Origin of the sequence: Kitasatospora sp. NPDC056273, assembly GCF_042268845.1 — a bacterium.
GTDB lineage: Bacteria > Actinomycetota > Actinomycetes > Streptomycetales > Streptomycetaceae > Kitasatospora.
On the sequence record NZ_JBHJSJ010000091.1, the window covers coordinates 1 to 25,554 of the forward strand.

The 25,554-nt window shown below is 73.0% G+C and carries 23 protein-coding genes; 11 read left to right on the forward strand and 12 right to left on the reverse strand.

Features of this window, described 5'->3' with window-relative positions; genetic code table 11:
• Positions 1–115: 115 nt before the first annotated feature.
• Entirely contained in the window at positions 116–529 is a 414-nt protein-coding gene (locus ACFCY1_RS39620) for a hypothetical protein (protein ID WP_375877666.1), read from the forward strand.
• Positions 530–562: 33 nt separating this feature from the next.
• Here ACFCY1_RS39620 and ACFCY1_RS39625 read toward each other — a convergent pair whose 3' ends face one another.
• The gene (locus ACFCY1_RS39625) at positions 563–778 is read right to left on the reverse strand and encodes a cold-shock protein (protein ID WP_049650536.1); all 216 of its coding nucleotides are present in this window, start codon (positions 776–778) and stop codon (positions 563–565) included.
• Positions 779–937: 159 nt separating this feature from the next.
• Here ACFCY1_RS39625 and ACFCY1_RS39630 point away from each other — a divergent pair, with 159 nt between their 5' ends.
• Positions 938–1,663: a dienelactone hydrolase family protein gene (locus ACFCY1_RS39630; protein WP_375877667.1), complete on the forward strand. Its 726-nt coding sequence runs from the start codon at positions 938–940 to the stop codon at positions 1,661–1,663.
• Positions 1,664–1,742: 79 nt separating this feature from the next.
• Here ACFCY1_RS39630 and ACFCY1_RS39635 read toward each other — a convergent pair whose 3' ends face one another.
• The 6 genes from ACFCY1_RS39635 to ACFCY1_RS39660 all read right to left on the reverse strand — a co-directional run bounded on the left by ACFCY1_RS39635 (position 1,743) and on the right by ACFCY1_RS39660 (position 9,520).
• Positions 1,743–3,230: a glycoside hydrolase gene (locus tag ACFCY1_RS39635; RefSeq protein WP_375877668.1), complete on the reverse strand. Its 1,488-nt coding sequence runs from the start codon at positions 3,228–3,230 to the stop codon at positions 1,743–1,745.
• Positions 3,231–3,357: 127 nt separating this feature from the next.
• Entirely contained in the window at positions 3,358–5,184 is a 1,827-nt protein-coding gene (locus ACFCY1_RS39640; RefSeq protein ID WP_375877669.1) for a glycoside hydrolase family 15 protein, read from the reverse strand.
• A gap of 53 nt (positions 5,185–5,237) precedes the next feature.
• Positions 5,238–6,134, reverse strand: a complete 897-nt coding sequence (locus ACFCY1_RS39645) for a carbohydrate ABC transporter permease (protein WP_079272266.1) — start codon at positions 6,132–6,134, stop codon at positions 5,238–5,240.
• A complete protein-coding gene (locus tag ACFCY1_RS39650; protein ID WP_259316331.1) occupies positions 6,121–7,227 on the reverse strand; it encodes a carbohydrate ABC transporter permease in 1,107 nt (368 codons plus the stop codon). The genes ACFCY1_RS39645 and ACFCY1_RS39650 overlap by 14 nt, the downstream gene beginning before the upstream one ends.
• Positions 7,217–8,470, reverse strand: coding sequence for an extracellular solute-binding protein (locus ACFCY1_RS39655; RefSeq protein ID WP_375877670.1), 1,254 nt, complete (start codon positions 8,468–8,470; stop codon positions 7,217–7,219). Before ACFCY1_RS39655 ends, ACFCY1_RS39650 begins: the two co-directional genes overlap by 11 nt.
• Positions 8,471–8,527: 57 nt before the next feature.
• Positions 8,528–9,520, reverse strand: a complete 993-nt coding sequence (locus ACFCY1_RS39660) for a LacI family DNA-binding transcriptional regulator (protein WP_310593080.1) — start codon at positions 9,518–9,520, stop codon at positions 8,528–8,530.
• Positions 9,521–9,738: 218 nt separating this feature from the next.
• Between ACFCY1_RS39660 and ACFCY1_RS39665 the strand changes: the two genes are divergently transcribed.
• A complete protein-coding gene (locus ACFCY1_RS39665) occupies positions 9,739–11,799 on the forward strand; it encodes a glycogen debranching N-terminal domain-containing protein (protein ID WP_375877671.1) in 2,061 nt (686 codons plus the stop codon).
• A 102-nt stretch (positions 11,800–11,901) separates the two neighbouring features.
• Here the strand turns inward: ACFCY1_RS39665 and ACFCY1_RS39670 are convergent, their stop codons facing one another.
• Together ACFCY1_RS39670 and ACFCY1_RS39675 are read right to left on the reverse strand one after the other, a co-directional pair.
• Positions 11,902–12,471, reverse strand: coding sequence for a PH domain-containing protein (locus ACFCY1_RS39670; protein ID WP_375877672.1), 570 nt, complete (start codon positions 12,469–12,471; stop codon positions 11,902–11,904).
• A gap of 75 nt (positions 12,472–12,546) precedes the next feature.
• On the reverse strand, positions 12,547–13,794 hold the full coding sequence (locus tag ACFCY1_RS39675; protein WP_375877673.1) for a GNAT family N-acetyltransferase: 1,248 nt from the start codon (positions 13,792–13,794) through the stop codon (positions 12,547–12,549).
• A gap of 219 nt (positions 13,795–14,013) precedes the next feature.
• On the opposite strand from ACFCY1_RS39675, the gene ACFCY1_RS39680 reads away from it, so the two are divergent.
• Positions 14,014–15,321, forward strand: a complete 1,308-nt coding sequence (locus ACFCY1_RS39680) for a hypothetical protein (RefSeq protein WP_375877674.1) — start codon at positions 14,014–14,016, stop codon at positions 15,319–15,321.
• Here the strand turns inward: ACFCY1_RS39680 and ACFCY1_RS39685 are convergent.
• Positions 15,303–16,001 carry a hypothetical protein gene (locus ACFCY1_RS39685; protein ID WP_375877675.1) on the reverse strand — a complete coding sequence of 233 codons (699 nt, stop codon included), beginning with the start codon at positions 15,999–16,001 and terminating at the stop codon, positions 15,303–15,305. The two genes, ACFCY1_RS39680 and ACFCY1_RS39685, sit on opposite strands and share 19 nt — an antisense overlap.
• A 238-nt stretch (positions 16,002–16,239) precedes the next feature.
• Between ACFCY1_RS39685 and sph the strand changes: the two genes are divergently transcribed.
• Positions 16,240–17,217: a sphingomyelin phosphodiesterase gene (sph, locus tag ACFCY1_RS39690; RefSeq protein ID WP_049651569.1), complete on the forward strand. Its 978-nt coding sequence runs from the start codon at positions 16,240–16,242 to the stop codon at positions 17,215–17,217.
• A gap of 152 nt (positions 17,218–17,369) precedes the next feature.
• Entirely contained in the window at positions 17,370–18,203 is an 834-nt protein-coding gene (locus ACFCY1_RS39695; protein WP_049651570.1) for a thioesterase family protein, read from the forward strand.
• Between the two features lie 49 nt (positions 18,204–18,252).
• On the opposite strand, the gene ACFCY1_RS39700 is transcribed toward ACFCY1_RS39695, so the two are convergent.
• The gene (locus tag ACFCY1_RS39700; protein ID WP_375877676.1) at positions 18,253–19,578 is read right to left on the reverse strand and encodes a radical SAM protein; all 1,326 of its coding nucleotides are present in this window, start codon (positions 19,576–19,578) and stop codon (positions 18,253–18,255) included.
• A 544-nt stretch (positions 19,579–20,122) separates the two neighbouring features.
• Between ACFCY1_RS39700 and ACFCY1_RS39705 the strand changes: the two genes are divergently transcribed.
• Both ACFCY1_RS39705 and ACFCY1_RS39710 read left to right on the forward strand, forming a co-directional pair.
• Entirely contained in the window at positions 20,123–21,436 is a 1,314-nt protein-coding gene (locus tag ACFCY1_RS39705) for a family 2 encapsulin nanocompartment cargo protein terpene cyclase (RefSeq protein WP_375877677.1), read from the forward strand.
• 87 nt (positions 21,437–21,523) lie between these two features.
• On the forward strand, positions 21,524–22,402 hold the full coding sequence (locus ACFCY1_RS39710; protein WP_074003176.1) for a geranyl diphosphate 2-C-methyltransferase: 879 nt from the start codon (positions 21,524–21,526) through the stop codon (positions 22,400–22,402).
• A 71-nt stretch (positions 22,403–22,473) separates the two neighbouring features.
• Here the strand turns inward: ACFCY1_RS39710 and ACFCY1_RS39715 are convergent, their stop codons facing one another.
• The gene (locus ACFCY1_RS39715; RefSeq protein ID WP_074003175.1) at positions 22,474–23,118 is read right to left on the reverse strand and encodes a dihydrofolate reductase family protein; all 645 of its coding nucleotides are present in this window, start codon (positions 23,116–23,118) and stop codon (positions 22,474–22,476) included.
• 291 nt (positions 23,119–23,409) lie between these two features.
• On the opposite strand from ACFCY1_RS39715, the gene ACFCY1_RS39720 reads away from it, so the two are divergent.
• The 3 genes from ACFCY1_RS39720 (at position 23,410) to ACFCY1_RS39730 (ending at position 25,447) form a co-directional block, all read left to right on the forward strand.
• A complete protein-coding gene (locus ACFCY1_RS39720; protein ID WP_063780152.1) occupies positions 23,410–24,480 on the forward strand; it encodes a phosphatidylinositol-specific phospholipase C domain-containing protein in 1,071 nt (356 codons plus the stop codon).
• A gap of 96 nt (positions 24,481–24,576) precedes the next feature.
• Positions 24,577–24,969, forward strand: a complete 393-nt coding sequence (locus tag ACFCY1_RS39725; protein WP_074003174.1) for a ribonuclease domain-containing protein — start codon at positions 24,577–24,579, stop codon at positions 24,967–24,969.
• A gap of 127 nt (positions 24,970–25,096) precedes the next feature.
• Positions 25,097–25,447, forward strand: coding sequence for a 5-carboxymethyl-2-hydroxymuconate Delta-isomerase (locus ACFCY1_RS39730; RefSeq protein WP_375877678.1), 351 nt, complete (start codon positions 25,097–25,099; stop codon positions 25,445–25,447).
• Positions 25,448–25,554 lie beyond the last annotated feature (107 nt).

The following is a 25,554-nucleotide window of genomic DNA, read 5'->3' on the forward strand; positions in this document are numbered from 1 at the left end:
CGCCAATGCTCCGCAGTGGCTCCCTCCTCCGCCTTGCGATGCACGCACCCCAACGCCGCCCCGCCCGCCCTCCGGGCGGACGACGCGAGTTCGAAGACAGGCCCTAGTACTGGAGGTGACGGCCGAGGGCCGTACGGCGGAGTACCCGCTGCACGAGGTCGCGCTCCTCGACGAGTACTCCGGCACCGACGGCCACGTCTACGTGGCGCTCCCGACCGGCCGTCGGCAGATGGTCTCCGTCCCGCTGGACGGGACGCCCGAGGCCGAGGTCCGGAAGTTCGTCGTCGAGGTGTTCAACGCCGCCGCCGACGCCAAGGCGGCCACGGCCGAACGCCAGGCGCTCGTGCCCCGGGCCGAGGCCGACCTGCGCGAAGCGGTCGAGGACACGGCCGACCAAGAGGAGGCCCGGCGCCGGCTCGCCGACGTGCTGGCCCGCCAGAAGGCGGACACGCGCATCCCCGGGGCCCGCCGCGAACTGGACGAGGCACGGGACCGGTGGCAGAGGCCCACCGGCCGGCGGCCGGTGTAGCCGGGCCGCCGCCCGTCAGGCCCGGTGCACGCCCTAGCCTTCGACGACCTGGACCTTGTCGGCCTGCATCCCCTTCTGGCCCTGGACCGCCTCGAACGTCACCCGCTGGCCCTCGACCAGGGACTTGAAGCCGGCCCCCTCGATCGACCTGAAGTGCACGAACAGGTCCGGGCCGGACTCCGGGGTGATGAACCCGTAGCCCTTCTCGTCGTTGAACCACTTCACGGTGCCGTTCTGGCGGTCGGCCATGTCCACTCCTTGCACAGGGATCACACTGACCGCGCCAGTCTCTCACGCAGCGGAGCCGCTCCGACGCGAAGCGCAGCGGCGGCCGCCGACGGACCGCCCGCTCTGCCGATGGCTAAGTCGGGCCCGGGCGGGGGCCGGTCGTCACTACAGTCCCGTTCCATGACGATGGTCACCACGCGTACGGTCGAGTACCCGGCCGACGGAATGACGATGATCGGGCACCTCGCGCTGCCCGCCGGAACCGGCCGCCGGCCCGCGGTCCTGATCGGGCCCGAGGGGCCGGGCCTGAACGACTTCCAGCGCCGCAGGGCCGACGCCCTCGCCGAACTGGGCTACGTGGCACTGGCCTTCGACCTCCACGGCGGGCGCTGGATCAGCGACCCGCAGGAGATGCTGGCGCGGGTGATGCCGCTGCTCGACGACCCCGACCGGATGCGGGGCATCGGCCACGCGGCCCTCGACGTGCTGCTCGCCGAACCGCGGACCGACCCCGAGCGGATCGCCGCCATCGGCTACGGCACCGGGGGCGCGATCGCGCTGGAACTCGGGCGCGACGGCGTCGACCTGCGGGCGATCGGGACGGTCAACGGCCTGGTCACGGGCCGCCCGGGGGAGGCCGCCCGGATCCGCTGCCCGGTGTGGGCCGGGGTCGGGTCGGAGGACCCGATCATGCCCGCCGAGCGGCGGGACGCCTTCGCCGCCGAGATGCAGGCCGCGGGCGTCGACTGGCGCCTGGTGGTCTACGGCGGAGCCCAGCACGCCTTCCACCACCCGACGGTCGGCCACGCCGTGCTCCCCGGCGTCGCCCACCACCCGCAGCAGGCCCAGTGGGCCTGGCGCGACATCGTCGGCCTGCTCGCCGAGTGCGTGCCCGTACAGGAGTGAGCCCCGGCCCCTGCCCGTCGACCGACCGGGTCGACGGGCAGGGCGGGCACCGGGGCGGGGCCCCTTGCCGGCGGACGTCCTACAGGTGGACGTCGGAGACCTCGAAGGTCTGCACGGTACGGGCGTTGAAGTAGGACCAGAACCGGGTGCCGCGCATCACGGTGTCCGCGTGCTGCTGGTAGCGCTCACCGCCGGCGTCCGTCCCGGTGGCCCACCGCTCGACCAGGGCGCCGTCCTGTCCGGGCCTGCCGAACCGGGAGAGGTCGAAGTTGATCCACTGTCCTTCGCCGTAGTTCACGGCGACGATGACCAGCTTGTGGTTCACGCTGTCGTAGGCCGCGACGGCGTCGGGGTGGCCCGCGTCGATGATCGTCATGCCGGGGCGGATGTGCCGCATGTACTGGGCGAGCAGGAAGTACTTCGGGTTGACCGCGCCGATCACCCCGTTGGTGAGGGTGATCGCCCCGTAGTTCTCCCAGTCGAGGATCTGCCAGATGACCCATGCCGTGGGGTGCAGCCAGCGCAGGTCGAAGTTGAGGTTCCGGGCGAGCTGGAGGCCGCTGGTGTCACCGTCGCCGTACTCGGACATCCAGATGTTCTTGCCGTCCGCCGCCACCATCCTGTACAGCGCGTCGCGGTCACCGTCGACGTCGTAGCCGTGGACGTTCACCCGTCCCACGGCCGCGCGGGTGGCGGCGTCGAAGTCGGGGTTGTCGTGCCAGTTGTACGCGGCGCTGCCGACGCCCCAGTCGTCGAGGCCCGCCACCATCATCCAGTGCAGGCCGCGCGCGTCCAGCTGGGTGCGGGTCTGCCGGATGATCTCGGCCAGTCGGGGCCGGTCGTAGTGGCAGCCCTCCTGTCCGCCGACGAAGTCCGGCGAGTAGCCACCCCAGTTGGCCCCCGGCTCGTTGACCGGCTGGACGGAGGTGAAGTCGATGCCCCAGTGGTCGTGGGCGTACCGGGCCACCGTCGCCATGTACGCCGCGTGGCGGCCGAAGTTGTCGTCCCGCAGGTTGCAGCTCCAGCCGTCCGGCGCTCCGCGGGGGTCGTCGTTCTTCAGCATCCACCACATCGGCGAGTTGCTGAAGAGCTCGAACCTGTCGGCGCCGCGGTCCCGGGCCAGCCACATCATGTCGCGCTGGTGCGCGTCGGCGTTCCAGTTCCAGCTGGACGACTGCGGGTCCGCGGAGGCCCAGTCGAGCTGGTAGCCCTCGATCTGCTTGAAGCCGTCCAGTGTCGGACCGGGCTTCATCGTCCGGCCGCCGATGCTGTTCGTTCCCGAGCCGCCGACGTTGTAGCGGACCACGTTCATCCCCAGCCCGGGTACCGTCTGCCCCTGGAACCGGACGGTCTTCCGGCTGAACAGCACATCGGCCAGGTCCTCCCGGGGGCCGAGCTGGTTGGCCCACCAGGCGAGCGAGGTGCCCCACCCTTCCCAGGTCCCCCAGTTGGCCGACGGATTCACCGTCGTGGTGAAGTCGGCCCAGGCCGGTCGGGCGGCGGAGAGCACCGCCATCGCTCCGGCCGGCAGGCCCACCAGTCCACGCAGAACCGTACGACGTTCCATCAAATCCCCCTGAACGGAATCCGCGCGCCCGGATGTGGGGCGTGCGCGAAGCGCTCAGTCTGCACCACCGGCGAGAGGCGGAACCAGTGTGGTGTTGATCACTTCCCGGCCCTGTGGTCTGCCGGTCTCACGGAGCTGTGGTGTCCCCGGATTCCGGGCCGAGGGGCTGGGTGAGCCGCAGGGCGGTGTCGATCAGCGGGACGTGGCTGAAGGCCTGGGGGAAGTTGCCGACCTGGCGCTTGAGGCGCGGGTCCCACTCCTCGGCGAGCAGGCCCAGGTCGTTGCGGATCGACAGCAGGCGCTCGAACAGGTCGCGGGCCTCGTCGGTGCGGCCGATCAGGGCGAGGGCGTCGGCGAGCCAGAAGGAGCAGGCGAGGAAGGCGCCTTCGTCGCCCGGCAGGCCGTCCACTCCGCCGTCGGTGGGGTAGCGCAGGACGAAGCCGTCCTCGGTGGACAGTTCGCGCTGGATGGCCTCGATGGTGCCGATGACGCGCTTGTCGTCCGGGGGCAGGAAGCCGACCTGGGGGATCAGCAGCAGCGAGGCGTCGAGTTCGGCTGAGCCGTAGGACTGGGTGAAGGTGTTGCGGTCCGGGTCGTAGCCGTGTTCGCAGACGTCGGCGTGGATGGTGTCGCGCAGCGCGCGCCAGCGCTCCAACGGGCCCTGCTCGTCGGCCTGCTCCAGGAGCTTGATGGTGCGGTCGACGGCGACCCAGGCCATGACCTTGGAGTGGACGAAGTGGCGGCGGGGGCCGCGGACCTCCCAGATGCCCTCGTCGGGGTTCTGCCAGTGGTCCTCGAGGTAGTCGATGAGGCGCAGTTGGAGCTGGTGGGCGTGGTCGTTGCGGACGAGGCCGGTCATGTGGGCGAGGTGGAGGGCTTCGACGACCTCGCCGTAGACGTCGAGTTGGAGTTGTCCGGCGGCGCCGTTGCCGATGCGGACGGGCTGGGAGCCCTCGTAGCCGGGCAGCCAGTCGAGGGAGGACTCGGTGAGTTCGCGCTCGCCGGCGATGCCGTACATGATCTGGAGGTTCTCGGGGTCGCCGGCGACGGCGCGCAGGAGCCATTCGCGCCAGGCCTTGGCCTCGTCGCGGTAGCCGGTGCGCAGCAGGGAGGAGAGGGTGATGGCGGCGTCGCGCAGCCAGGTGTAGCGGTAGTCCCAGTTGCGTTCGCCGCCGATGTCCTCGGGGAGGGAGGTGGTGGGGGCGGCGACGATGCCGCCGGTGGGGGCGTAGGTGAGGCCCTTGAGGGTGATCAGGGAGCGGATCACGGCTTCGCGGTAGGGGCCCTGGTAGGTGCACTGGTCGGCCCAGTCGTGCCAGAAGTCGGCGGTGGCGTCGAGCATGCCCTCGGCGTCCGGGGGCTTGGGCGCGTCGAGGTGGGAGGCCTGCCAGGTGAGGGCGAAGGCGATCCGCTCCCCGGCGGTGACGGTGAAGTCGGCATAGGTGGTGAGGTCGCGGCCGTAGGTCTCGGCCTCGCCGTCCAGCCACACGGAGTCGGGGCCGGCCACGGCCACCGTGCGCGACTGCCCGCCCTCCTCGACTCGGCGGACCCAGGGCACCACCCGGCCGTAGGAGAAGCGCATCCGCAGTGCGGAGCGCATCCGCACGGTGCCGGAGACGCCCTCGACGATCCGGATCAGCTGTGGGGCGGCGGTACCGCGCGGGGGCATGAAGTCCACCACCCGCACGGTGCCGCCGTCGGTGTCCCACTCCTGCTCCAGGATCAGCGAGTCGCCCCGGTAGCGGCGGCGGTCGGCGGGCACGGCCGGGGCGGCGGTGTCGCCGCCCGGGCCGAGCCGCCAGAAGCCGTGCTCGTCGGTCCCCAGCAGGCCGGCGAAGACCGCCGGGGAGTCGAAGCGGGGCAGGCAGAGCCAGTCGACGGAGCCGTCCCGGCCGACCAGGGCGGCGGTCTGCATGTCGCCGATCAGCGCGTAGTCCTCGATGCGGGCGGGCACGGGCGTTCTCCAGAGTGGTGCGGAAGGGATGGGAGAGGGGAAGAAAGCGGGGGTTAGCCCTTGGACGAGCCCGAGTTGGCGTCGCGCACGAAGTGCCGCTGGAAGCAGAAGAACAGCAGCGCCACCGGGAGGGTGGAGACGAGCGCGGCCGCCAGTTTGAGCGGGTACTGGGTGCCGGAGCCGAGGCCGCCGGCGACGAAGTGGGCGAGTCCGGTGGTCAGGGTGTCGTGGTCGCTGGACTGGGTGGAGACCAGGAAGTGGGTGAACTCGTTCCAGGAGCCCTGGAAGGAGAGCACGGTGAGGGTGATCAGGGAGGGCCGGGACATCGGCAGCACGACCGACCAGAAGATCCGGAAGGTCCCGGCGCCGTCGATCCGTGCCGCCTCCTCGATCTCTCGCGGCACCGACTCGAAGAACTGCTTCATGATGAAGATCCCGGCGGCGTCGACCAGCAGGGGCAGGACCATCCCGCTGTAGGTGTCGAACATGCCGAAGCTCTTCAGCACCAGGAACTTGGGGATCAGCAGCACCACGCCCGGCACCGCCATCACGGCGAGCACGAAGCCGAAGAGCAGCCGCCGGCCGGGGAACCTGATCCGGGCCAGCGCGTAGCCCGCCATCGAGTCGAACAGCACCCGGCCGGCCGTGACCAGGACGGTCACCACCACGCTGTTGCCCAGCCAGCGCAGGAACGGGACGTTCTCCACGCCGTCCGCCAGCCCGAGCAGCCGCCGGTAGGAGGCGAGGGTGCCGCCGTCCGGGAGCAGCGACATCGGGTGGGCGGCCGCGTCCGGGTCGGTCTTGAAGCTGTTCACCAGCTGCAGCAGGAACGGCAGCAGGTAGATCAGCGCGAAGCCGGCCAGGGCCGCGTAGCCGAGGAGGCGCAGCGGTCGGGGGAAGCGGCCGAGGACCGGCCGGTCCTCGGCCCGCGGGGCGTCAGTGCGCGGCACGTCGGGCTCCCTTCCGCCCCGGCTTGCCGTCCCGTTCCCGCAGCACCCACCGCTGGACGGCGGTGAGCAGCAGGATCAGGCCGAGCAGGACGAACGCGATGGCGGCGCCCTGCCCGTAGTCGGCGTTGTCGAAGCCGGAGGAGTAGGACAGGTAGGCGGGGGTGAGGGTGGTGTTGCCGGGGGCGCCCTTGCCCATCACGTAGACCTGGTCGAAGACCTGCCAGGTGGAGATCAGGCCGAGGGTCAGGACGAGGAACAGGACGGGCCGCAGCGCGGGCAGGGTGACGTGGCGCAGCAGTTGGCGGCGGTTGACGCCGTCCAGGGCGGCGGCCTCCTCCAGTTCGCGCGGGATGTCCTGGAGGGCGGCGAGGAAGATCAGCATGAAGGTGCCGGAGGTGGTCCAGACCGCCATCAGGATCAGGGTGGACATCGCGACCGAGGGCCCGGCGAACCACTCGGACCAGGAGAGTCCGAGCGGCCCGCCGGCGGTCGGCGCGGGCTGGTCGACGCCGAACCAGCCGAGGACCAGCCAGACCAGTCCGCGCGGGTCGGCGAACCAGTTCGGCCCCTGGACGCCGAGCCAGCCGAGCATCCGGTTGACGGCGCCGCTGCCCTGGAAGAGGAAGAGGAAGACCGTCGAGACGGCGATCGAGCTGGTGACGGACGGGAAGTAGAACACCGTGCGCAGGGCGCCCCGGCCGCGCAGCATCCGCTGGTTGACGGCGATGGCGAGGAAGAGCGCCAGCCCCGTCTGGAGCGGCACGGTCAGCACCACGTAGTACAGGGTGTTGCGCAGCGAGGTGGCGAACAGGGTGCGGTCCAGGCCGTCCTGGGTGAACAGCCGCCGGTAGTTGTCCAGGCCGACGAAGTCCGCGCTGCCGCTGAAGGGATTGGACTGGCCGTCCCAGTGCAGCAGGCTGACCCACAGGGCCATCGCGATGGGCAGGACCATGAAGAGCCCGAGGACGAGGACCATGGGGCCGGTGAACAGCCAGCCCCACGCTCCCTCGCGCAGGCCGCGCCCGGCCTTCGTCCCGGCGGTGCGGGCCGTACGGGCGGTGCGGTCGGTACGGGCGGCGCTCTTACTTGGCATTCTTGAGCGCCTGCTCGCCGTTGCGCTGGAGGCTGCCCAGGACGGCCGCCGGGTCGCCGGTCTTCAGCGACTGGAGGTCGGTGTTGAACTGGGTGAGCACCTGGTTGAACCCGGCGATGGTGACCGGCGGCTGGGAGGTGGCGACGCCGTCGACCCAGGCCTTGGACTCCGGGTACTGCTGGGCGTAGGCGGCCAGCGCGCTGGTGCGCGAGGGCATCACGCCGAAGGCCTTGGAGAACTCCAGCTCCTGGTCGGCGCTGGTCAGGTGCTTGACCAGGTCGACGCCGGCGGCCTGGTGGGTGCTCTTGGCGGCGATGCCCCAGCAGTTGCTGAAGGCGAGGGTGCCGGGGCCGGCCGGGCCGGCGGGCAGCGGGAGCACCTTGTACGGGACGTTCGGGAAGTCCTTGGCCATCGCCCCCTTCAGCCAGTTGCCCTCGATGGTCATCGCGGCCTTGCCCTTGCCGAGCGCCTCGCCGCCCCAGCCGGCGTCCACCTCGGCGACGTACTTGGCGGAGCCGGCCTTCATCATGGACTGGAGGTACTCCAGGGCCTGCTTGTTGGCCGGGCTGTCGGCGGTCATCGTCTTCTGCTCGGGGTCGGTAATCCAGCCGCCGGCCTCCTTCAGCAGGGCGCCGACCCGCTGGTAGTCGGGGGCGGTGACGAGGCCGGTGACGCCGTCCTTGGTGAGCTTGGCGGCGTCGTCGGACAGCTGCTGCCAGGTGGTGGGGTAGTCGGCCTCGGTCAGGCCGGCCTGCTTCCAGAGGTCGGTGTTGATCGCCAGGCCCAGGGTGGAGCTGTCCTTGGGCAGGCAGGTGAGCTTGCCGTCGTTGCTGAAGGCCTTGCGCAGCTGCTCGGAGAAGTCCGCGGCGTCGGGTATCTGGTCGCCGTAGGCGTAGAGCGAGCCGCCCTTGGCGTAGTTCGCGAACTGGTCGGAGTTGACGTAGAAGAGGTCCGGCGGGGTGCCGCCGGCGAGGGCCTGGCCGAGCTGCTGGTTGATGTTGCTGGCGATCTGCACCGTGACGGTGTTGCCGGTCTGCTGTGCCCAGGCGGCGGTGGCCGCCTTGACCGCGGCGGTCTCGGCCTCGCCGGAGGTGGCGATCAGCACCGTCAGGTCCTGCTTGCCGCCGGAGGACTGCTTGGCCGTCGAGTCGCCGAAGCCGCCGGAGGAGGAGCAGCCGGTGACGGCGCCGAGGGCGACGGCCGCGCAGACGGCGGCCGCGGCGAGGGTGCGGGAGGTGGCCATGCGTGATCTCCTTGCGAGGGTGGGGGGATGGGTCGGAGACGGCTCGGGGGAGCGGTGTCACACGCTTTCGCGGAGCACCAGTTCCGGTTCCAGCAGGACGTGTTCGGTCGGCCGTTGCCGGTCGCCGAGCCGGTCGAGCAGGAGCCGCATGCACTCGCGGCCGACCGCGTCGAGCGGCTGGGCGAGGCTGGACAGCGAGGGGAAGAGCAGGGGGGCGATCGGCGAGTCGTCGAAGCCGATGACGGCCGCCTCCGGGCCGGGGGTGCGGCCGTCGTGCCGCAGCGCCTGGTACCAGCCGAGGGCCAGGGTGTCGCTGGCGGCCACGACCGCGGTCGCGCCGGCCGCGAGCAGCCGCTCGGCGGCCTCGGTGGCGCGCTCCGGGTCGTCCGGGCTCTCGGCCCGGCGGCCCCGGGTGGGCAGGCCGAGTTCGCGCATCGTGCTCTGCCAGCCGCGGGCGCGGTCGTCGCCGACGCCGGAGCCCTTGGGCCAGCCGAGGAAGCCGATCCTGCGGTGGCCGAGCCCGGCGAGGTGCCGGACGGCGGCCGAGGTCCCGGCGGCGCCGTCCACGTCGACCCAGTCGCCGACGTCCCGGCCGCTCCAGGTGCGGCCGAAGGCGACGTACGGGACGCCCTGTTCGTGCAGCCAGCCCTGGCGGCGGTCGCCGCGGTCGGTGCCGCTGAGCACGAAGCCGTCCGCGCCGTGCTCGTCCAGCAGCTGCCGGTAGCTGGTGAGCTCGTCGTCCCCGGGGGCGACGGCGAACAGCACCACCCGGTAGCCGGCCCGGTCGGCGGCCTCGGAGAGCGAGTGCAGGAACCGGTCCAGGACGGGGGTCGCGACGCCGGTGCTGCTGGAGCGGATGCCGTAGCCGATCAGCCGGCTGGCCCTGGTCTTCAGGGCCTGCGCGGCCCGGTGCGGCCGGTAGCCGAGCTCGTCGATGGCGCGCCGGACCCGCTCCAGCGTCTGCGGGCGCAGCAGCTCGGGCGAGTTGATCGCGTTGGAGACCGTCTGGCGGCCCACGCCGGCCCGGGCGGCGACCATTTCGAGGGTCACGGCGGACCCTGTCCTGGGCCGGGGCGATGAGTGTGCATGCATGACGGCGATCCTAGGTTCTGTCTCCATCGACATGAATGTTGGAGCGTTCCAATCCGGGGTTCCATCATCCCCACCAGGGGGGTTAATGTCTTGGAACGCTCCAACGGCAGAAAGGTTGCGCCCGGATGGAAGCAACTGTCAAGCCCCCAGCAGAGGATGAAGAGACCATGTCAGCGATGGAAGCGATTGACCTGCAGCCGTTCCTGCACGACGCCCGGCTCTCCGTGGCCGCCCCGAGCTTCTGCGCCTCCCGCCCCGACGGCCGGTTCGCCGGGGGAGCGGACGGCTTCTTCCACGGGGACCGCCGGATCCTCTCCCGCCTGGAGGCCACCGTCCCCGGCGTCCCCAACGCACCCGTCGCCACCGCCGAGGGCCCGGACGGCAGCACCACCTTCGTCACCGTGCTGCGCGGCCTCGCCGAGCGGACCGCCGACCCCGCCACCACCCTGGAACGCCGCCGCGAACTCGCCCCCGGACGCCTCACCGAGCGCTACACCGTCCACAACGGCGGCGACCTCACCGCCCGGCTGCGCCTGGACCTGCGCGCCGAGAGCGACTTCGCCGCGATGGACACCGTCAAGGCCGGCCGCGCCGACACCCCGCTGACCCCCGGCGCCGACGGCGACGACGCACTGCGCTGGAGCCGGGGCCCGCTCACCGCCGTCCTCGCCCTCACCCCGGCCCCCGACCACCTCGACCCCGCCACCGGCACCGCCGGCTACGACATCGAACTCGCCCCCGGCCAGTCCTGGCACGCCGTCCTGGAGTGCACCGCCGAACACGCCGAGGGCGACCTCTTCCCCGCCCCGCCCGCCGACGCCGCCCCCTGGCGCACCCCCGAGGTCACCGGCCGCGAACACCACCTCGGCCACTGGCTCGCCCGCTCCCACCAGGACCTGCGCGGCCTGTTGCTCACCGACCCGCTGAGCCCCGCCGACACCTTCCTCGGCGCCGGCGCGCCCTGGTTCCTCACCCTGTTCGGCCGCGACTCGCTCTGGGCGGCCCGGATGCTCCTCCCGCTCGGCACCGAGCTCGCCGCCGGCACCCTGCGCACCCTGGCCCGGCGCCAGGGCCGCGCCGTCGACCCGGCCACCGAGGAGCAGCCCGGCAAGATCCTGCACGAGGTCCGCCGCGCCGGGCAGCACCTCGACACCGGCGCCCACCTGCCGCCCTGCTACTTCGGCACCGCCGACGCCACCCCGCTCTGGCTCGTCCTGCTGCACGACGCCTGGCGCTGGGGCCTGCCCGCCGACCAGGTCGAGGACCTCCTCCCGCACGCCGAGGCCGCCCTCGACTGGCTGGAGCGGTACGCCGACGCGGACGGCGACGGCTTCCTGGAGTACGTGGACAGCACCGGCAGCGGCCTGTCCAACCAGGGCTGGAAGGACTCCTCCGACAGCATCCGCTTCCGCGACGGCCGGATCGCCGACGCCCCGATCGCGCTCAGCGAGGTCCAGGCCTACGCCCACGAGGCGGCGGTCAAGGCGGCCGACCTGCTGGAGGCCTTCGGCCGGCCCGGCGCCGAGTACTGGCGGCAGTGGGCCGAGCGGCTGCGGGAACGCTTCCGCGACAGCTTCTGGACCGAGGACGGAAACGGCCGCTACCCGGTGGTCGCCCTCGACGGGGACAAGCGCCGGGTCGACTCGATCGCCTCCAACATGGGCCACCTGCTCGGCACCGGCCTGCTCGACGCCGAGGAGAGCGCCCTGGTCGCCGCCCGGCTCACCGCCCCGGGCATGGACAGCGGCTACGGGCTGCGCACCCTGGACGCCGCCGCGGCCGGCTTCAACCCGCTCGGCTACCACACCGGTTCGGTCTGGCCGCACGACAGCGCCATCGCCGTCCACGGCCTCGCCAAGGCCGGACTGCACGAGGCCGCCGAGCCGCTGGCCGCCGGACTGGTGCGTGCCGCCGCGGGCTTCGACCACCGGCTGCCCGAGCTCTTCGGCGGCCACCCGCGCGAGCACTACGCCCGTCCCGTCCCGTACCCGGCGTCCTGCCGCCCGCAGGCCTGGGCCGCCGCCTCCGCCGTGACGGTCCTCCAGTCGCTGCTCGGCCTGGAGGCCGACGCACCGGGCCGTCGGCTGACGGTCCGGGCGCGGGTGCCCGCCGGGTACGAGTCGCTGCGGATCGACGGGCTGACGGTGGCCGGACTGCCGATCGAGGTGACCACCGACCACACCGGCGCGGTCCGGCTGCGGGCGCCCGAGGGCTTCACGGTCACCGTGGTCGACTGACCGGCGGCACCGCGGTGCGCCGATGGCGCTTCGGTCGCGCGGAAACACAGGTCGGCTCCGGCTCCCACCCGGGAACCGGAGCCGAACCGGGAGTTCCGGTGGTTACCGCAGGACGTCGACGAGGATGACGGCGCCGAGGACGACGGAGGCCAGGAGCCCGACCTTCACCGGCGTCAGCCGGTCCCGCACCTGGGCGCCCGGCCGGACGCGCTCGCCCGGCTCGGTGCTGAGCTCCCACCAGTTGACGACCCGGCGGAAGTCCGTGTCGAAGTCGGCCGACGGGTAGAAGGTGCTGCTCTGGAGGGCCGGAAGCGAGCGGCGCCGGCCGTCGACGGTGTGGATCCGGGCCGCGCGCGTGCCCTCGCTCATGCCGAAGCCCTTGGTCTCCCGCACGTCGATCCAGGCGATCTGCTGCCAGGAGTAGGTGCGGCCACGGCCGAGCCCCCAGCAGAGGGTGATCCCGTCGGCGCCGACCCGGCTCCAGCACCGCATGGTGGCGTAGCGGCTCGGGACGGCGATCACCAGGGTCCCGGCGACGATCAGGAGCGTCGGGACGAGGCCGAGCCTCTTGTAGCCGATGACGAGTTGGGCCGCGAGGATGACCGCGAGCAGGCCGAAGTCGGACCAGGACGGGCGGAACTTGTCTTTCCCCCGGAAGATCAGTTCGTTCACAGGGCGCACCCTACGCCCCGGTCGCCGGGCCCCGACAGGGCGGGGTCCCCGTGACGGGGCCCGGCAGACGGGACGTCACGGCAGGTAGTACGTCAGCAGATCGGACGTCAGCGGCGGGAACAGTGCCCGGTGCAGCTCCTCGTCCCCACGCCCGTACACGTCCGGCCGGATGCGGCTCAACCCCTCCAGCCCGTACGGCCCGAAGAGCAGCGCCGCCAGCGCGTCCGGCGCCACGCCCACGCCGCCGCCCGGGCCCGTGCCCTGCATCGTGCCGCCCGTGACCACCTCGCCCGGCTCCTGCGCGCCGAGCGGGATCCGGTAGTGCGCGCGGTAGGTGGAGAGCAGCAGTTCGCCGTCGGCGCGGTCCAGGCCGGCGGCGGCGAGGCGTTGGCGGAACAGGGGGCGCAGCCGGTCGAGCAGCACGGCCGGATCGGGGATGCGGACGTAGTACTGCTCCGCCTCGGGGCGCGGGGTGTCGTCCAGCAGCCCGTGCCAGACGGTGGCCGGCAGGGTGCCGGGCCGGTGCACCACCTGGAGCCGCGCCTCGGGCGCCAACGCCGCCACACCGGCCAGCAGTTCGCGCGCCGCCCGCTCGTCTGCGGCGGCCGCCTCGACCAGGTGGAACTCGCCGTCGTCCACCGGGGTGGTGCGGCCCACCGCCACCACCTCGCCCGCGCGCTCGACCACCCGCAGGGTGCTCGCCTCGTGCGCCAGCAGCCAGCGCCAGCGGGCGGGGGCGTGGCCCATCGCGAGGTCGAAGCCGCGCTGCGCCTGCTCCTGGAGCGCGGCCAGGGCGGGCAGGTCCGCCGCTCGGGCGGTGCGCAGCGCGGGGGCGTCCCCGGCGCCGATGCTGGGCGGGGCGGTGAGCAGCGGCCGCGAGACCGGGATGTCGATCGCGTACTCGTAGCCGAACAGCCGGTAGAAGTACGGGATTCCGATCATCACCTGGACCACGTGTCCGCGCGCGGCGGAGCGTGCGTGCGCCCATCGCAGCAGGGCCCGGACCAGGCCGCGGCCCTCGTACTCCCCGTCGGTGGCGACCATGTCGACCTGCCCGGCGGGCAGTCGGACACCGCCGAGGCGCAGCTCCTCGTCCAGCAGGGTGGCGGTGGAGACGACCCGGTCGCCGTCGACCACCACGGCGCTGGCCGACCGGCCGGCGTCCGGGTCCTCGACCACCAGGCGGTGGTCGAGCGCGTCCCCCGGGTCGCCGCGCTCCGTGAGCAGCGCGCCGATCCGCTCCTCGTCCTCCGGCCGGGACTCGCGCAGGAGCAGGCCGCCGGGCAGGGCCGTCGGCAGGGCAAAGGGTTCGTCAACGGTCATTCCCGGACCCTCGCACCGGTGGCCGCCCACGGCCAAGGGGTTTTTGCCGAACCGGCAAGGAAGAGCGGGAACACGCCCGATGTGGAGGGGAGTTGGCGAGATCGTACCCGTCTCGGGGGTGGCCGGGTTGACCGTGGCCACGACCGGAGGGTTGGCTTCCCCCTGGGGGGACGGGGGAGTGCGGGGGAATCCACGAGGAATCCAAGGGGAGGGGAGCCCATGAAGACGACGACGCTCCGGGTGGTCTGTGTCCTGGCGGCCGCGCTGCTGGCGGGCACCGCGGCACCGGCGGCCCACGCGCGGCCCGAGCCCGCGGCCACGCTCACGCTCACGTCCGGATCCGCGTCCGCGAGCGGTGACCCGGTCCGGGTGAACGTGAGCCCCGACGGCGCGCCCGCCGACGACTGGTCCGAGCCGCTCGGGCTGAGCGCCGACGGCCGGTACGCCCTGTTCACCTCGCTGGCCTCGAACCTGGTGCCCGGGGACACCAACCGCCTCTACGACGTCTTCGTCCGCGACCTGTGGACGCGGCACACCGAGCGGGTCAGCCTCGCCGACGACGGCACCCAGCTGGACGGCTCCACCAGCCAGGCGGCGATCAGCGCCGACGGCCGGTACGTCGCCTTCAGCAGCGACGCCGCCAACGCCGTCCCCGGGAACGGCAGCGGCCGCACCGACGTCTACGTCCGCGACCGCCTGACCGGCCGCACCGAGCTGGTCACCGCCGGCACCGGCGCCGGAAACTCCGTCAGCCCCGCGATCAGCGCCGACGGCCGCTTCGTCGCCTACTCCTCGGACCGCGCCGACCTCGCCCCCGGGGCGGCGGCCGGCACCGCCAACGTCTACCTGACGGACCGCCGGACCGGCGGCACCCGGCTGGTCAGCACCGGGCAGGGCGGCGCCCCCGCCGACGGCGGCTCGGTGGAGCCCTCGCTCAGCGCGGACGGCCGGACCGTCGCGTTCCGGTCGAAGGCGGCCAACCTACTGCCGGCCGCCGCGACCGGCCCGACCGCCCGGCCCGCCCTGAAGCCGCCGCCCGCCCGCCAGCTCTTCCCGCTCTACGTCCACGACACCCGCACCGGCCGGATCGAGGGCGCGAGCGTCGACGCGAGCGGCACCCTGCGCGACGCCGTGCGGCAGAGCCGGTTGAGCCCCGACGGCCGGTTCGCGCTGTTCCGGGTGTTCGAGCCCGGCCAGGGCGCCACCCGCGTCCCGCTCCTCGCCCGCGACCTGCGCACCGGGGCGGTCACCGAGGTGGCCCCCGCCGGCACCCAGCCGGGCGTCATGACGGCGGACGACCGCTGGGTCTACTTCGTCTCGGACGACGCCGGCCTGGTGCCCGGCGACACCAACGGCGCCCCGGACCTCTTCCGGCGGGACCTGCGGACCGGCCTGGTCGAGCGGGTCGCCGAGGGCGTCGGCCCGTCCTTCGCGCCCGCGGTGGACGCGTTCGGCACCACCCTGCTGTTCGGCGCCCTGAACGGCACCGGCTCCGACGTCCTGGTGCGCTACCTGCCGCCCCGCTGACCGGCCGCGGCGCCCGGATCCCGCAGGGTGCGGCGCGCCGCGACCAGGGTGAGCAGGCCCCACAGGACGGCCAGCGCCGCGGTGACGTAGACGCCGCCGCGGCGGAACGGGAGGTCCTCGTCCAGGGAGACCGGCGGGGCCCAGCCCGCCGGGTCGACCAGGACGTTCTCGGTGTCGCCGACGGCGTACGCCGAGCAGCCGAAGCCGCCGACCCGGGCGTGCGGCAGCGGCCGGCCGTCGGCGCGGCGGAGGTCGCAGGTCCAGCTGACGGTGCCGTTCTTGTCCTTGGCGCTGTGGGCCGCGGTGACCACCACCGCGGTCTCCACCCCGCGGTCGGCGAGGATCTGCGCCCGGATGCTCCCCGCCGGCAGCGCCAGCAGCAGCACGCCGAACAGGACGGCCGGCCAGATGACCAGGCCGCGGGGCCGGACGAAGCCGAGCCCGATGACGCCCGCCGAGAGCACCACGAACGCCAGGATGCCGCAGGGGAGTTCGTAGTCCGGGTTGCTGCCGAGCGCGGCCAGGCCGACCATCAGCACCGGGGTGAGCACCCCGACCAGCCAGGCCGTCCGGCGGACCGCCTTCGGCGACAGCTGCGGCTCCGGGCGCCTGCGGACCCGCTTCGGCGGCCGGACCACCCCCTCCGCGAGCGGCCTCTTCTGCTTCTTCCTGCGGGCCATGCCTTCCCCCGTCCGTTCTTCCGTGGTGCTGGGGACAGTCTGACCGCCGCTCCCGGCACGCGGTACGGAGGGGCGGGGCGGTGACCGCCCGTCAGGCCCTCGACGCGGGTGTTACCGACGAGTTCATCACATGCTCGCCCGCTGTCTTGCGGGCCGTGCGGGGAGCCGAGTTGGATACACAACATCCCTTGACCCGACGGGTCCACGACAACACCCGCGATGCCCTCCTGGAGGCCCGATGCCCCTGTCGTCCGTCCGCCGCACCCTCGCCGCCGGTGCCGCCGCCACCGTCCTCGCCGTGCTCGGCGCCGCCCCGGCCTCGGCCGAGACCGCCCCGACGACCGCGCCCCCGCTCGACGTGCTGACCTACAACACCTTCCTGATGAGCACCTCGCTCTACCCCAACTGGGGCCAGCAGTACCGGGCGCAGGCCATCGCCTCGGCGGACTTCTTCCAGGGCCACGACGTGGTCGTGCTGGAGGAGGCCTTCGACAACGCGGCCTCCGACGCGCTCACCGCCAAGGCCTCGGCCGCCTACCCGTACCACACGCCGGTGGTCGGCCGCTCCACCAGCGGCTGGGACGCCACCTCCGGCAGCTACAGCTCCACCACCCCCGAGGACGGCGGCGTCACCCTGCTCAGCAAGTGGCCGATCCTGCGCAAGGAGCAGTACGTCTTCAAGGACGCCTGCGGCTCGGACTGGTTCTCCAACAAGGGCTTCGCCTACGCGGTGCTGGACGTCAACGGCCGCCGCACCCACGTGGTCGGCACCCACCTCCAGTCCACCGACTCCGGCTGCGCGAGCGGCCAGGCCGCGGACATCCGGGCCAAGCAGCTCACCGCGATGCGCGCCTTCCTGGACGCCAAGCGGATCCCGGCCGACGAGCCGGTCCTGGTCGCGGGCGACCTCAACATCGACTCGCACGGCTCCGAGTACCAGGCGCTGCTGAGCAACGGCAACCTCGCCCCGGCCTCCGCCCGCACCGGCTGGCCGAACTCCTTCGACACCGTCGACAACTCCATCGCCGCCTACCGCTACCCGGGCGAGCCCAAGGAGGACCTCGACTACGTCCTCTACCGGGCCGACCACGCCCGCCCGCAGCAGTACGTCAACGAGGTGGTCCGGGTGCACAGTGCGCCCTGGACGGTCAGCAGTTGGGGCAAGAGCTACACCTACACCGACCTCTCCGACCACTACCCGCTCGCCGCGCACTGACCGGCCGGATCCCCCGGGGGTGTGGGATGCGTCACCCGTGACGCCGCGCGGGCGGTTCGGCCCCTTACGATCCTGAACGCCGAGGTCGGGCGCCGTCGTACCCCGGCGGCGCCCGCCCGGCAGCCAGCGATCCGGCCCGAGGAGAAGCGCACGTGACCACCCCCAACGCCGCGCCCGACAGCTACTACCAGCGCACCGGCGACCACACCTACAAGCCCACCGTGCAGGCGCAGGGCGCCTGGCACCCCGACGAGCAGCACTTCAGCCCGCTCGGCGGCCTGATCGTGCACGCCATCGACCGGTACCGGGCCGACCAGCGAAGGGCCGACCAGCAGGGGACCGGCCGCCCCGCCGACGGCCTGGCGCTGGCCCGGATCAGCTACGACATACTCGGCCTGATCGCCCTCGACGAGTGCGAGATCACGGTGGAGACCGTCCGCCCCGGCCGCACCATCGAGCTGGTCGAGGCCACCGTGACGATCGGCGGGCGCGCCGTGGTCCGGGCCCGCGCCTGGTTCCTCGCCGAGCTGGACACCACCGCCGTCGCCGGCACCCACGACGAGCCGCTGCCCGCGCCCGAGGAGTTCGAGCCCTGGACGATGCGCGGGGTCTGGGGCGGCGGCTACATCGCCTCGATCGACGTCCGCCGCCGGGAGAGCGCCCCGGGCCGCGCCGCCGCCTGGCTCTCCACCCCGGTCGAGCTGGTCGCCGGGGAGCCCAGCGGCCCGCACGCCTCCTTCGTCATGCTGGTGGACACCGCCAACGGCATCGCCGTGCGGCAGAGCCCCACCGAGTGGATGTTCCCCAACACCGACCTGACGATCCACTTCCACCGCCGCCCCGAGGGCGGCTGGACCGGCCTGGACACCAGCGTCAGCTTCGGCCCGGCCGGGCACGGCGTCACCAGCACCGTGCTGCACGACGTCCGCGGGCCGCTGGGCCGGGCCGAGCAGATCCTCACCGTCCGCCCGCAGCACGCGGGCTGACGGCGCCCGGTGGTGCGGGCGTCGCGGCCCGCACCACCGGGGCGGGTCCTCAGCCGGTCAGCGAGTCCATGAAGGAGCTCACCGAGAACACGGCCTTGCCGGGGCCCGCCGGGCCGTACCCGGGCGGGGAGGAGAGGCCGAACTCCTCCAGGGTGCCCCGGTAGGTCTGCAGCAGCCGGATGTGGTACTCCAGCGGCGCGCCCTGCGGGTTGGCCTTGCCGAGCGGGGTGGTGGGCTCGGGGCACCAGGTGGTGAAGCGCGGCACCACGCCGCGGGACATGAAGAAGCGCAGGCCCTCCTCGGTGGAGGCGATCGCCTCGTCCACCGTGGTGAAGCCGAAGGGCTCGGCCATCTCCACGCCCGCGACGAAGTTGGGGATCACGTTCTCCGGGCCGAACACCTCGGTGGAGTCGAGGATCCGGCGGTGCCACTCGTCCCGGCCGACGTAGCGCTCCTTGCCGGGGCAGTAGAGCTCGAACAGCCGCTTGTCCCACACCTCGAAGTTGGGGTGGTAGATCCGCACGCCGTAGTCGTGGAAGCGCTGGACGTCCTCGCGCGGCAGCGCCTGGGCCACCACCTTGCCGATCCAGCGGCCGGGGAAGCGCTCCTCGATGGCCTTGGCGTACTGCCCGTAGAAGTCGGCCTCGTCCCGGCCGCCGACGTGCGAGGTGATCGCGCCACCGGTGAGGGTGTACGCCTGCGAGGCCCGGGCGGTGTCGTGCCGGTCGATGATCGCCAGCGCCTCCAGCACCTCATCGACCGGCTTGACCCCGGTGTACGGGCGGCCGGCCGCCTTGTGCTGGCGCCAGTTGTGGTTGATGTCGCAGTACTGGCACTCCTCCTTGGCGCCGAAGTACTGGCAGACCCGGAACACCGTGAGGTAGATCAGGTAGCCCCACTGGATGGTCGGGGCGACCTCCATCACCGACTTCCCGTTGGCCAGCGTGTGCCGGTAGTAGTCCGGCATCGGCGGCAGGCCGACGTCGGCGATCCGCGCACCGTCCAGGTAGAGGCCGAGCGTGCCGTCGTCCCCGGCGCCGACCCGGTACGGCGAGTCCGGGTTCACCCGCACCGACACCACCGTGCGGCGCAGCCCGTACGGCCCGCCGGTCAGCACGACCTCCTCCGGCGGCCGGTTGAGCGCGGCCGCGCCCAGCTCGGGCAGCGTGCGGTGGTCGAAGGAGAAGATGAAGTACGACTTCGGCTTGACCTCGCCGCCCCCGTCGGCGCCCGCGCTGCCGCTCAGCGCGGACTCGTCGAAGGCCATGCCGCCGCGCAGCAGGTCCTCCTTGATCACCGCCTCCCGGGGCACGTCGGGATAGCGCTCCATGAGCTGCTCCACGAGTGCGGTGCGGCTGCGGGCCTGGCTCTCCATGCGCTGGTCTTCCTTCCTGGCCCCGCCTCCTCGACGGCGCCGTGCCCATTCTGTCCCGCCTTACGCGCCCGGCCGCGCACCGGGCCCGGCCCGGGGCGATCGACCGGCCTCGGCGGGCGACCGTGGGTGATTTCGTTTCGCGTTCGAACAGCCCGCGCCACGAGCGGGACGACGCGGCCGGCGGGAGCGGGACACGCGCGAGTGGCGGCAAGTTGACGCGCGGACGGGCGGCTCGGCGGGCGGGTTCGTGACAGGAGTGCCCAGGTGCGGGGCGGGGTGATGCACGACGGGGGCGCGCCCAAACACCCGCATGGGGAACGTTCACCCTATCGGGTGATGAAGATCGTCTGGTGCGATGCGGAACGCGCCTTCGCGCCTACGGTGGTGAACCGAGCGAGACGGGGCCGGAGACCGGAGATCCCGTTCGAGGCGGGTGGGATGACGACCCGTCATATTGTGCGACCCCCTTCAGAGGAGGCTCCATGCCCCTGTGCGCCAGGCCGGACACACCATCCGGGCCCGTCACCGCCCCGGTGGTGGGCCCATGAGCTCCCCCGCGATCGAACGGATCCTGCGCGGGCCCAGCGGACTGGGCACCTCCGGGCTGCAGTTCAGGCCGCAGGCCCCGGCGGACGAGGCCTCGGCGCCCCAGGCTCCGACGCCCGAGGTCCCGGTCGAGGTGGTCCCGGCGCCCGAGGCGACCGCGACCGTGACCGAGGCCACGACGGTGACCGAGACCGCGGCGGCGACGCCCGGGTTCCGGGCGCCGTCCGCCCACGTCCTGCCCGTCCCACCCGCCGCGACCCCGACCCCGGCCGCCGCCGGGTCGGCCGCCGCCGGGTCGGCCGCCGAGGCGCCGAGCGGCGGCAAGCCCCGGAGCGGCGACCCGATCCCCGGCCTCTACCACCACCCGGTCGCCGAGCCCGACCCGGTGCGGGTGGAGGCGCTGAGCGCGAAGCTCAAGGCCTGGGCGATGGAGGAGATCGAGCTCTACCCGCCGGAGTGGGAGAAGGACTTCAACGGCTTCTCCACCGGGCGCTACATGGTGGCCTGCCACCCGGACGCGCCGAGCGTCGACCACCTGATGCTCGCGGCCCGCCTGATGGTGGCCGAGAACGCGGTGGACGACTGCTACTGCGAGGACCTCGGCGGTTCGCCGATCGGCCTGGGCAGCCGCCTGCTGCTCGCGCACACCGCGCTGGACCCGCTGCACACCACGTCGGAGTACCACCCCGGCTGGGAGGCCTCGCTGAGCTCGGACGCGCCCCGGCGCGCCTACCACTCGGCGATGGAGTACTTCACCCGGGCCGCCACGCCCTCCCAGTCGGACCGGTTCCGGCACGACATGGCGCGGCTGCACCTCGGGTACCTGGCAGAGGCCTCCTGGGACCAGGCGGACCACGTCCCGGAGGTGTGGGAGTACCTGGCCATGCGCCAGTTCAACAACTTCCGCCCCTGCCCGACGATCACGGACACCGTCGGCGGCTACGAGCTGCCCGCCGAGCTGCACGCGCTGCCCGCCATGCAGCGGGTGATCGCACTGGCCGGCAACGCCACCACCATCGTCAACGACCTGTACTCGTACATGAAGGAGCTGGCCAGCCCCGGACTGCACCTGAACCTGCCGGTGGTGATCTCCGAGCGTGAGGGCGTCTCCCGCAAGGAGGGCTACCTGAAGGCGGTCGAGGTCCACAACGAGCTGATGCTGGCCTTCGAGGCCGAGGCGGCCGCCCTGGCCGTGTCCTGCCCGGTGCCGACACTCGTACGGTTCCTGCGCGGTGTGTCCGCGTGGGTCGACGGCAACCACTACTGGCACCAGACCAACACCTACCGCTACACCCTGCCCGACTTCTGGTGACACCGGCCCCTCCGGGGGCACCACCTCCCGCCGGCAGCGCATTTCCCTTGATGACCGACCCCTTGACCATCCGCTAGGAGCTGACCCATGTCCGTGACCGACGACATCACCACCCCCGGCAACACCATCCCCGGCCCGGCGACTCCGTACCAGGGCGACATCGCGCGCTACTGGGACCACGAGGCCCGTCCGGTCAACCTCCGCCTGGGTGACGTCGACGGCCTCTACCACCACCACTACGGCATCGGCGCGATCGACCAGGCCGCGATCGGGGACCCGGCCGACGCCGAGCGCGAGAAGAAGGTGATCGCCGAGCTGCACCGGCTGGAGTCCGCCCAGGCCGACGTGCTGCTCGGCCACCTCGGCGACATCCGCGCCGACCACACCCTGGTCGACGCCGGCTGCGGCCGCGGCGGTTCGATGGTGATGGCCCACCAGCGCTTCGGCTGCCGGGTCGAGGGCCTGACCCTCTCCACCCAGCAGGCCGACTTCGGCAACAAGCGCGCCGCCGAGCTGGGCATCGGCGGGTTCGTCCGCTCCCAGGTCGCCAACATGCTGAACATGCCCATCGAGACCGGTTCGGTCGCGGGCTCCTGGAACAACGAGTCCAGCATGTACGTCGACCTGCACGACCTGTTCGCCGAGCACTCCCGGGTGCTGAGCGTCGGCGGCCGGTACGTGACCATCACCGGCTGCTGGAACCCGCGCTACGGCCAGCCCTCGAAGTGGGTCTCGCAGATCAACGCCCACTTCGAGTGCAACATCCACTCCCGCCGCGAGTACCTGCGGGCGATGGCCGACAACCGCCTGGTGCCGCAGGCCGTCATCGACCTGACGCCGGACACCCTGCCCTACTGGGAGCTGCGGAACACCACCTCGCTGGTGACCGGCATCGAGGAGGCGTTCATCGAGTCCTACAAGGACGGCTCCTTCCAGTACGTGCTGATCGCGGCCGACCGGGTCTGATCCGGTAGCACCGCACGACGGCGGCCTCCCCGTACCCGCGGGGAGGCCGCCGTCGTTCGCACGGGGGCCGGCTACGGCCGGGTGAAGGTGAGGTGGGTGACGCCGCTCGGGCTGCTCACCGCCTCGGTGCGGAAGCGCTGCTCCAGCCCTTCGAGCCCGTCCCAGAGCCGCTCGCCCCGGCCGAGCAGCACCGGCACCACGACCACGTGCAGGTGGTCGACCAGATCGGCGGCCAGGAAGGCGCGGACGCTGCTCGGGCCGCCGCCGATCCGCACGTCCAGGCCGCCGGCCGCCTCCCTGGCCCGGCGCAGCGCCTCCTCGGGGGAGGCGTCCAGGAAGTGGAAGACCGTCCCGCCGTCCATCTCCACCGAGGGGCGCGGATGGTGGGTGAGCACGAAGACCGGGGTGTGGAACGGCGGGTTCGGCCCCCACCAGCCCCGCCAGTCCTCGTCCTGCCAGGGTCCGCGCTGCGGGCCGAACTTGTTGCGCCCCATGATCTCCGCGCCGATGCCGTCGGCCCAGGTGCGGGCGATCGCGTCGTCCACGCCGGTGCTGCCGCCCTCCTCGCCCTGCATCCGCCGGAACGTCCGGGTGCCGAAGAACCAGCTGTGCAGCCGGCCGCCGGCGTGGCCGAACGGCGCGTCGAGGCTCTGGCCCTCGCCCGTGCCGTAGCCGTCCAGGGAGATCGAGAAGTTGTGGACCCGGACCAGGGACATCGCAGCCTCCGCCGCTCGGCGCCTCGGCGCGCACCGGTCGGCCGCGCCCCGTTTCGCGGGCCACGCTAACCCGCGGCTCCGACGCCATGACGTTCCGTCACCGTCCCGGGCGTGGCGGGTGGGACGGGTGCGGAGCGCGTGGAGGAAGGGGAGGGGAGCGGGGGAGAAGCGGTGCAGCCGTCACGCTATTGTCGTGCCTTCTTCATCCTGAGCACGCCCGGGCGGGCGATGCTTCGTCAGGCTGCCCGGGAGCAGGGCGGCCGGCATCCCACGACTTGGGGGACCGTTCCGATGACCGTACGCCGCACCCTGACCGGACTCCTGGCCGCCGGCCTGATCGCCGCCGCGGCCGCGCTGATCCCGACCGCCCCGGCGGACGCCACCACGGCCGGGCCGGGCGACCTGCCGTTCGGCTCCGCGACCACCGTCGGCCTCCACAACACCTACGACCCGGCGGCCTTCCCGTACCTCGCCCAGGGCCTGGACACCGGCACCGGGATGATCGAGCTGGACCTCTGGCCGAACATCTTCACCAAGCGGTGGCAGGTCAGCCACTCCAACCCGTTCGGCAACTCCAACAACTGCACCGCCGCGAGCACCCCCGCGCAGCTGTACGGCGGCAGCACCGACCAGTACCTGGAGAACTGCCTGGACGACGTCCGGGTCTGGCTCGCCGCGCACCCGGGCGCCGGGCCGCTGGTGATCAAGCTGGAGCTCAAGCCGGGCTACTCGGCCGACCTCGGGATGGGCCCGGACCAGCTGGACGCGCTGATCGCCGACCACCTGGGCTCCGCCGTGCTGCGCCCGGCCGACCTGCTGGCCAAGCCCGGCGGCGGCTCGTACGCGAGCGTCGACGAGGCGGTGCGGGCGGGCAACTGGCCGCGCCGCTCGGCGCTGGCCGGGAAGGTGCTGCTGTACGCGATCCCGGGCACCGTCGAGCTGGGCAACCCCTTCGACACCCTGCACACCGACGTGGAGCAGGGCCGGCACCTGCGCGACCTGGCGGCGGCGGGCCGGATCGGCCAGGCGCAGGTCTTCCCGTCCGTGCTCGGCGCCGCCACCGGCGACCCGCGGAGCCAGTACACCGGCGCGGACACCTCGATCCGGCCCTGGTTCGTGGTCTTCGACGGCGACGCCTCCACCTTCGTCAGGACCATCGACACCGCCTGGTACGACAACGCCCACTACCTGCTGGTGATGACGGACTCCCACCTGGTCGCCCCGGAGATCAGTGCCACCGACCCGACGGCCGACCAGGCGAGGGCCCGCACCGAGCAGCTGGCGAAGGCGCACGCGAGCATCGTCTCCAGTGACTGGCGCCGGCTGGCGTCGGTCCAGTCGCTGGTGCTGTCGCGCGGCTGACCTGGTCAAGTCCTGGGAGGGACAGCGAAGTTGACCGGAGGTGAAGAGTTGGAACGGGGCTTCCGGAGGGCCCGGAGGATCGCCATCCTGGTTGTCATGACCCGAACTCTACGCGCGTGGAAGACCCGCGTCGCCGCCACCGCCACCGTCGCCCTGGTCACCCTCGCGCCGATCGCCGTCGCCACCGAGGCGCACGCCGCGGTGAGCGGCTCGGTGTGCCTGTCGGCCCTGCCCTCCCAGGCCCACACCACCCTCAACCTGATCGCCTCCGGCGGTCCCTTCCCGTACAGCCAGGACGGCGTCGTCTTCCAGAACAAGGAGCGCGTGCTGCCCGCGCAGGCGACCGGCTACTACCACGAGTACACCGTGGTCACCCCGGGCTCGCCGACCCGCGGCACCCGTCGCATCGTCACCGGCAAGCAGTACCACGAGGACTACTACACCGCCGACCACTACGTGACCTTCCGCAAGGTCGACTTCGGCTGCTGACCCGGCCACCGCTCCACCGGACAGCCCCGGGCCCCGGCGCCGCACCCCGCGCCGGGGCCCGGGGTTTGCGCTCGGGGCCCGTCCGGTAGCGTCGGCGGCGTCCCGGCAACGACTCCCGGAGGTTCCCGTGCCGCAGATCCTGGTCGACCACTCGGCCGAACTCGACTTCGACCGGACGGCGCTGGCCGCCGAGGTCCACCAGGCGATCACCGAGGTGATCGACACCACGGTGGCGGACTGCAAGACGCTCTTCCGCCCCGCCGGCGGCCACCGGGTCGGCGACGGGACGAGCGGCGAGGCCGTGGTGCTGGTCGAGGTGAAGATCCTGGCCGGCCGCAGCGCCGAGCAGCGCGCCGAACTGACCGCCCGGGTGCTCGCCGCCCTGCGCGCCCGGATCGCCGGGCCCGCCGCCATCGGCGTCCAGGTCACCGAACTCGACCGGGACACCTACCGGTTCGTCCACCACCCCGGGCACTGACCCGGAAAGCGGCGACGGGGCCGGGCCCCCGGGGCCGCCCCCGCAAGGGGGGGGGGCGGGGGGGGCCGCGGGGGGCCGGGTGCCCCCGCCCGGGGGGGGCCCGGGCC

Coding starts and splice junctions, on each gene's coding strand:
- ACFCY1_RS39625 (WP_049650536.1), bottom strand. CDS start 778: ATGGCCGACCGCCAGAACGGCACCGTGAAGTGGTTCAACGACGAGAAG.
- ACFCY1_RS39630 (WP_375877667.1), top strand. CDS start 938: ATGACGATGGTCACCACGCGTACGGTCGAGTACCCGGCCGACGGAATG.
- ACFCY1_RS39635 (WP_375877668.1), bottom strand. CDS start 3,230: ATGGAACGTCGTACGGTTCTGCGTGGACTGGTGGGCCTGCCGGCCGGA.
- ACFCY1_RS39650 (WP_259316331.1), bottom strand. CDS start 7,227: ATGCCAAGTAAGAGCGCCGCCCGTACCGACCGCACCGCCCGTACGGCC.
- ACFCY1_RS39655 (WP_375877670.1), bottom strand. CDS start 8,470: ATGGCCACCTCCCGCACCCTCGCCGCGGCCGCCGTCTGCGCGGCCGTC.
- ACFCY1_RS39665 (WP_375877671.1), top strand. CDS start 9,739: ATGGAAGCGATTGACCTGCAGCCGTTCCTGCACGACGCCCGGCTCTCC.
- ACFCY1_RS39675 (WP_375877673.1), bottom strand. CDS start 13,794: ATGACCGTTGACGAACCCTTTGCCCTGCCGACGGCCCTGCCCGGCGGC.
- ACFCY1_RS39680 (WP_375877674.1), top strand. CDS start 14,014: ATGAAGACGACGACGCTCCGGGTGGTCTGTGTCCTGGCGGCCGCGCTG.
- ACFCY1_RS39685 (WP_375877675.1), bottom strand. CDS start 16,001: ATGGCCCGCAGGAAGAAGCAGAAGAGGCCGCTCGCGGAGGGGGTGGTC.
- sph (WP_049651569.1), top strand. CDS start 16,240: ATGCCCCTGTCGTCCGTCCGCCGCACCCTCGCCGCCGGTGCCGCCGCC.
- ACFCY1_RS39700 (WP_375877676.1), bottom strand. CDS start 19,578: ATGGAGAGCCAGGCCCGCAGCCGCACCGCACTCGTGGAGCAGCTCATG.
- ACFCY1_RS39705 (WP_375877677.1), top strand. CDS start 20,123: ATGAGCTCCCCCGCGATCGAACGGATCCTGCGCGGGCCCAGCGGACTG.
- ACFCY1_RS39710 (WP_074003176.1), top strand. CDS start 21,524: ATGTCCGTGACCGACGACATCACCACCCCCGGCAACACCATCCCCGGC.
- ACFCY1_RS39715 (WP_074003175.1), bottom strand. CDS start 23,118: ATGTCCCTGGTCCGGGTCCACAACTTCTCGATCTCCCTGGACGGCTAC.
- ACFCY1_RS39720 (WP_063780152.1), top strand. CDS start 23,410: ATGACCGTACGCCGCACCCTGACCGGACTCCTGGCCGCCGGCCTGATC.
- ACFCY1_RS39725 (WP_074003174.1), top strand. CDS start 24,577: ATGACCCGAACTCTACGCGCGTGGAAGACCCGCGTCGCCGCCACCGCC.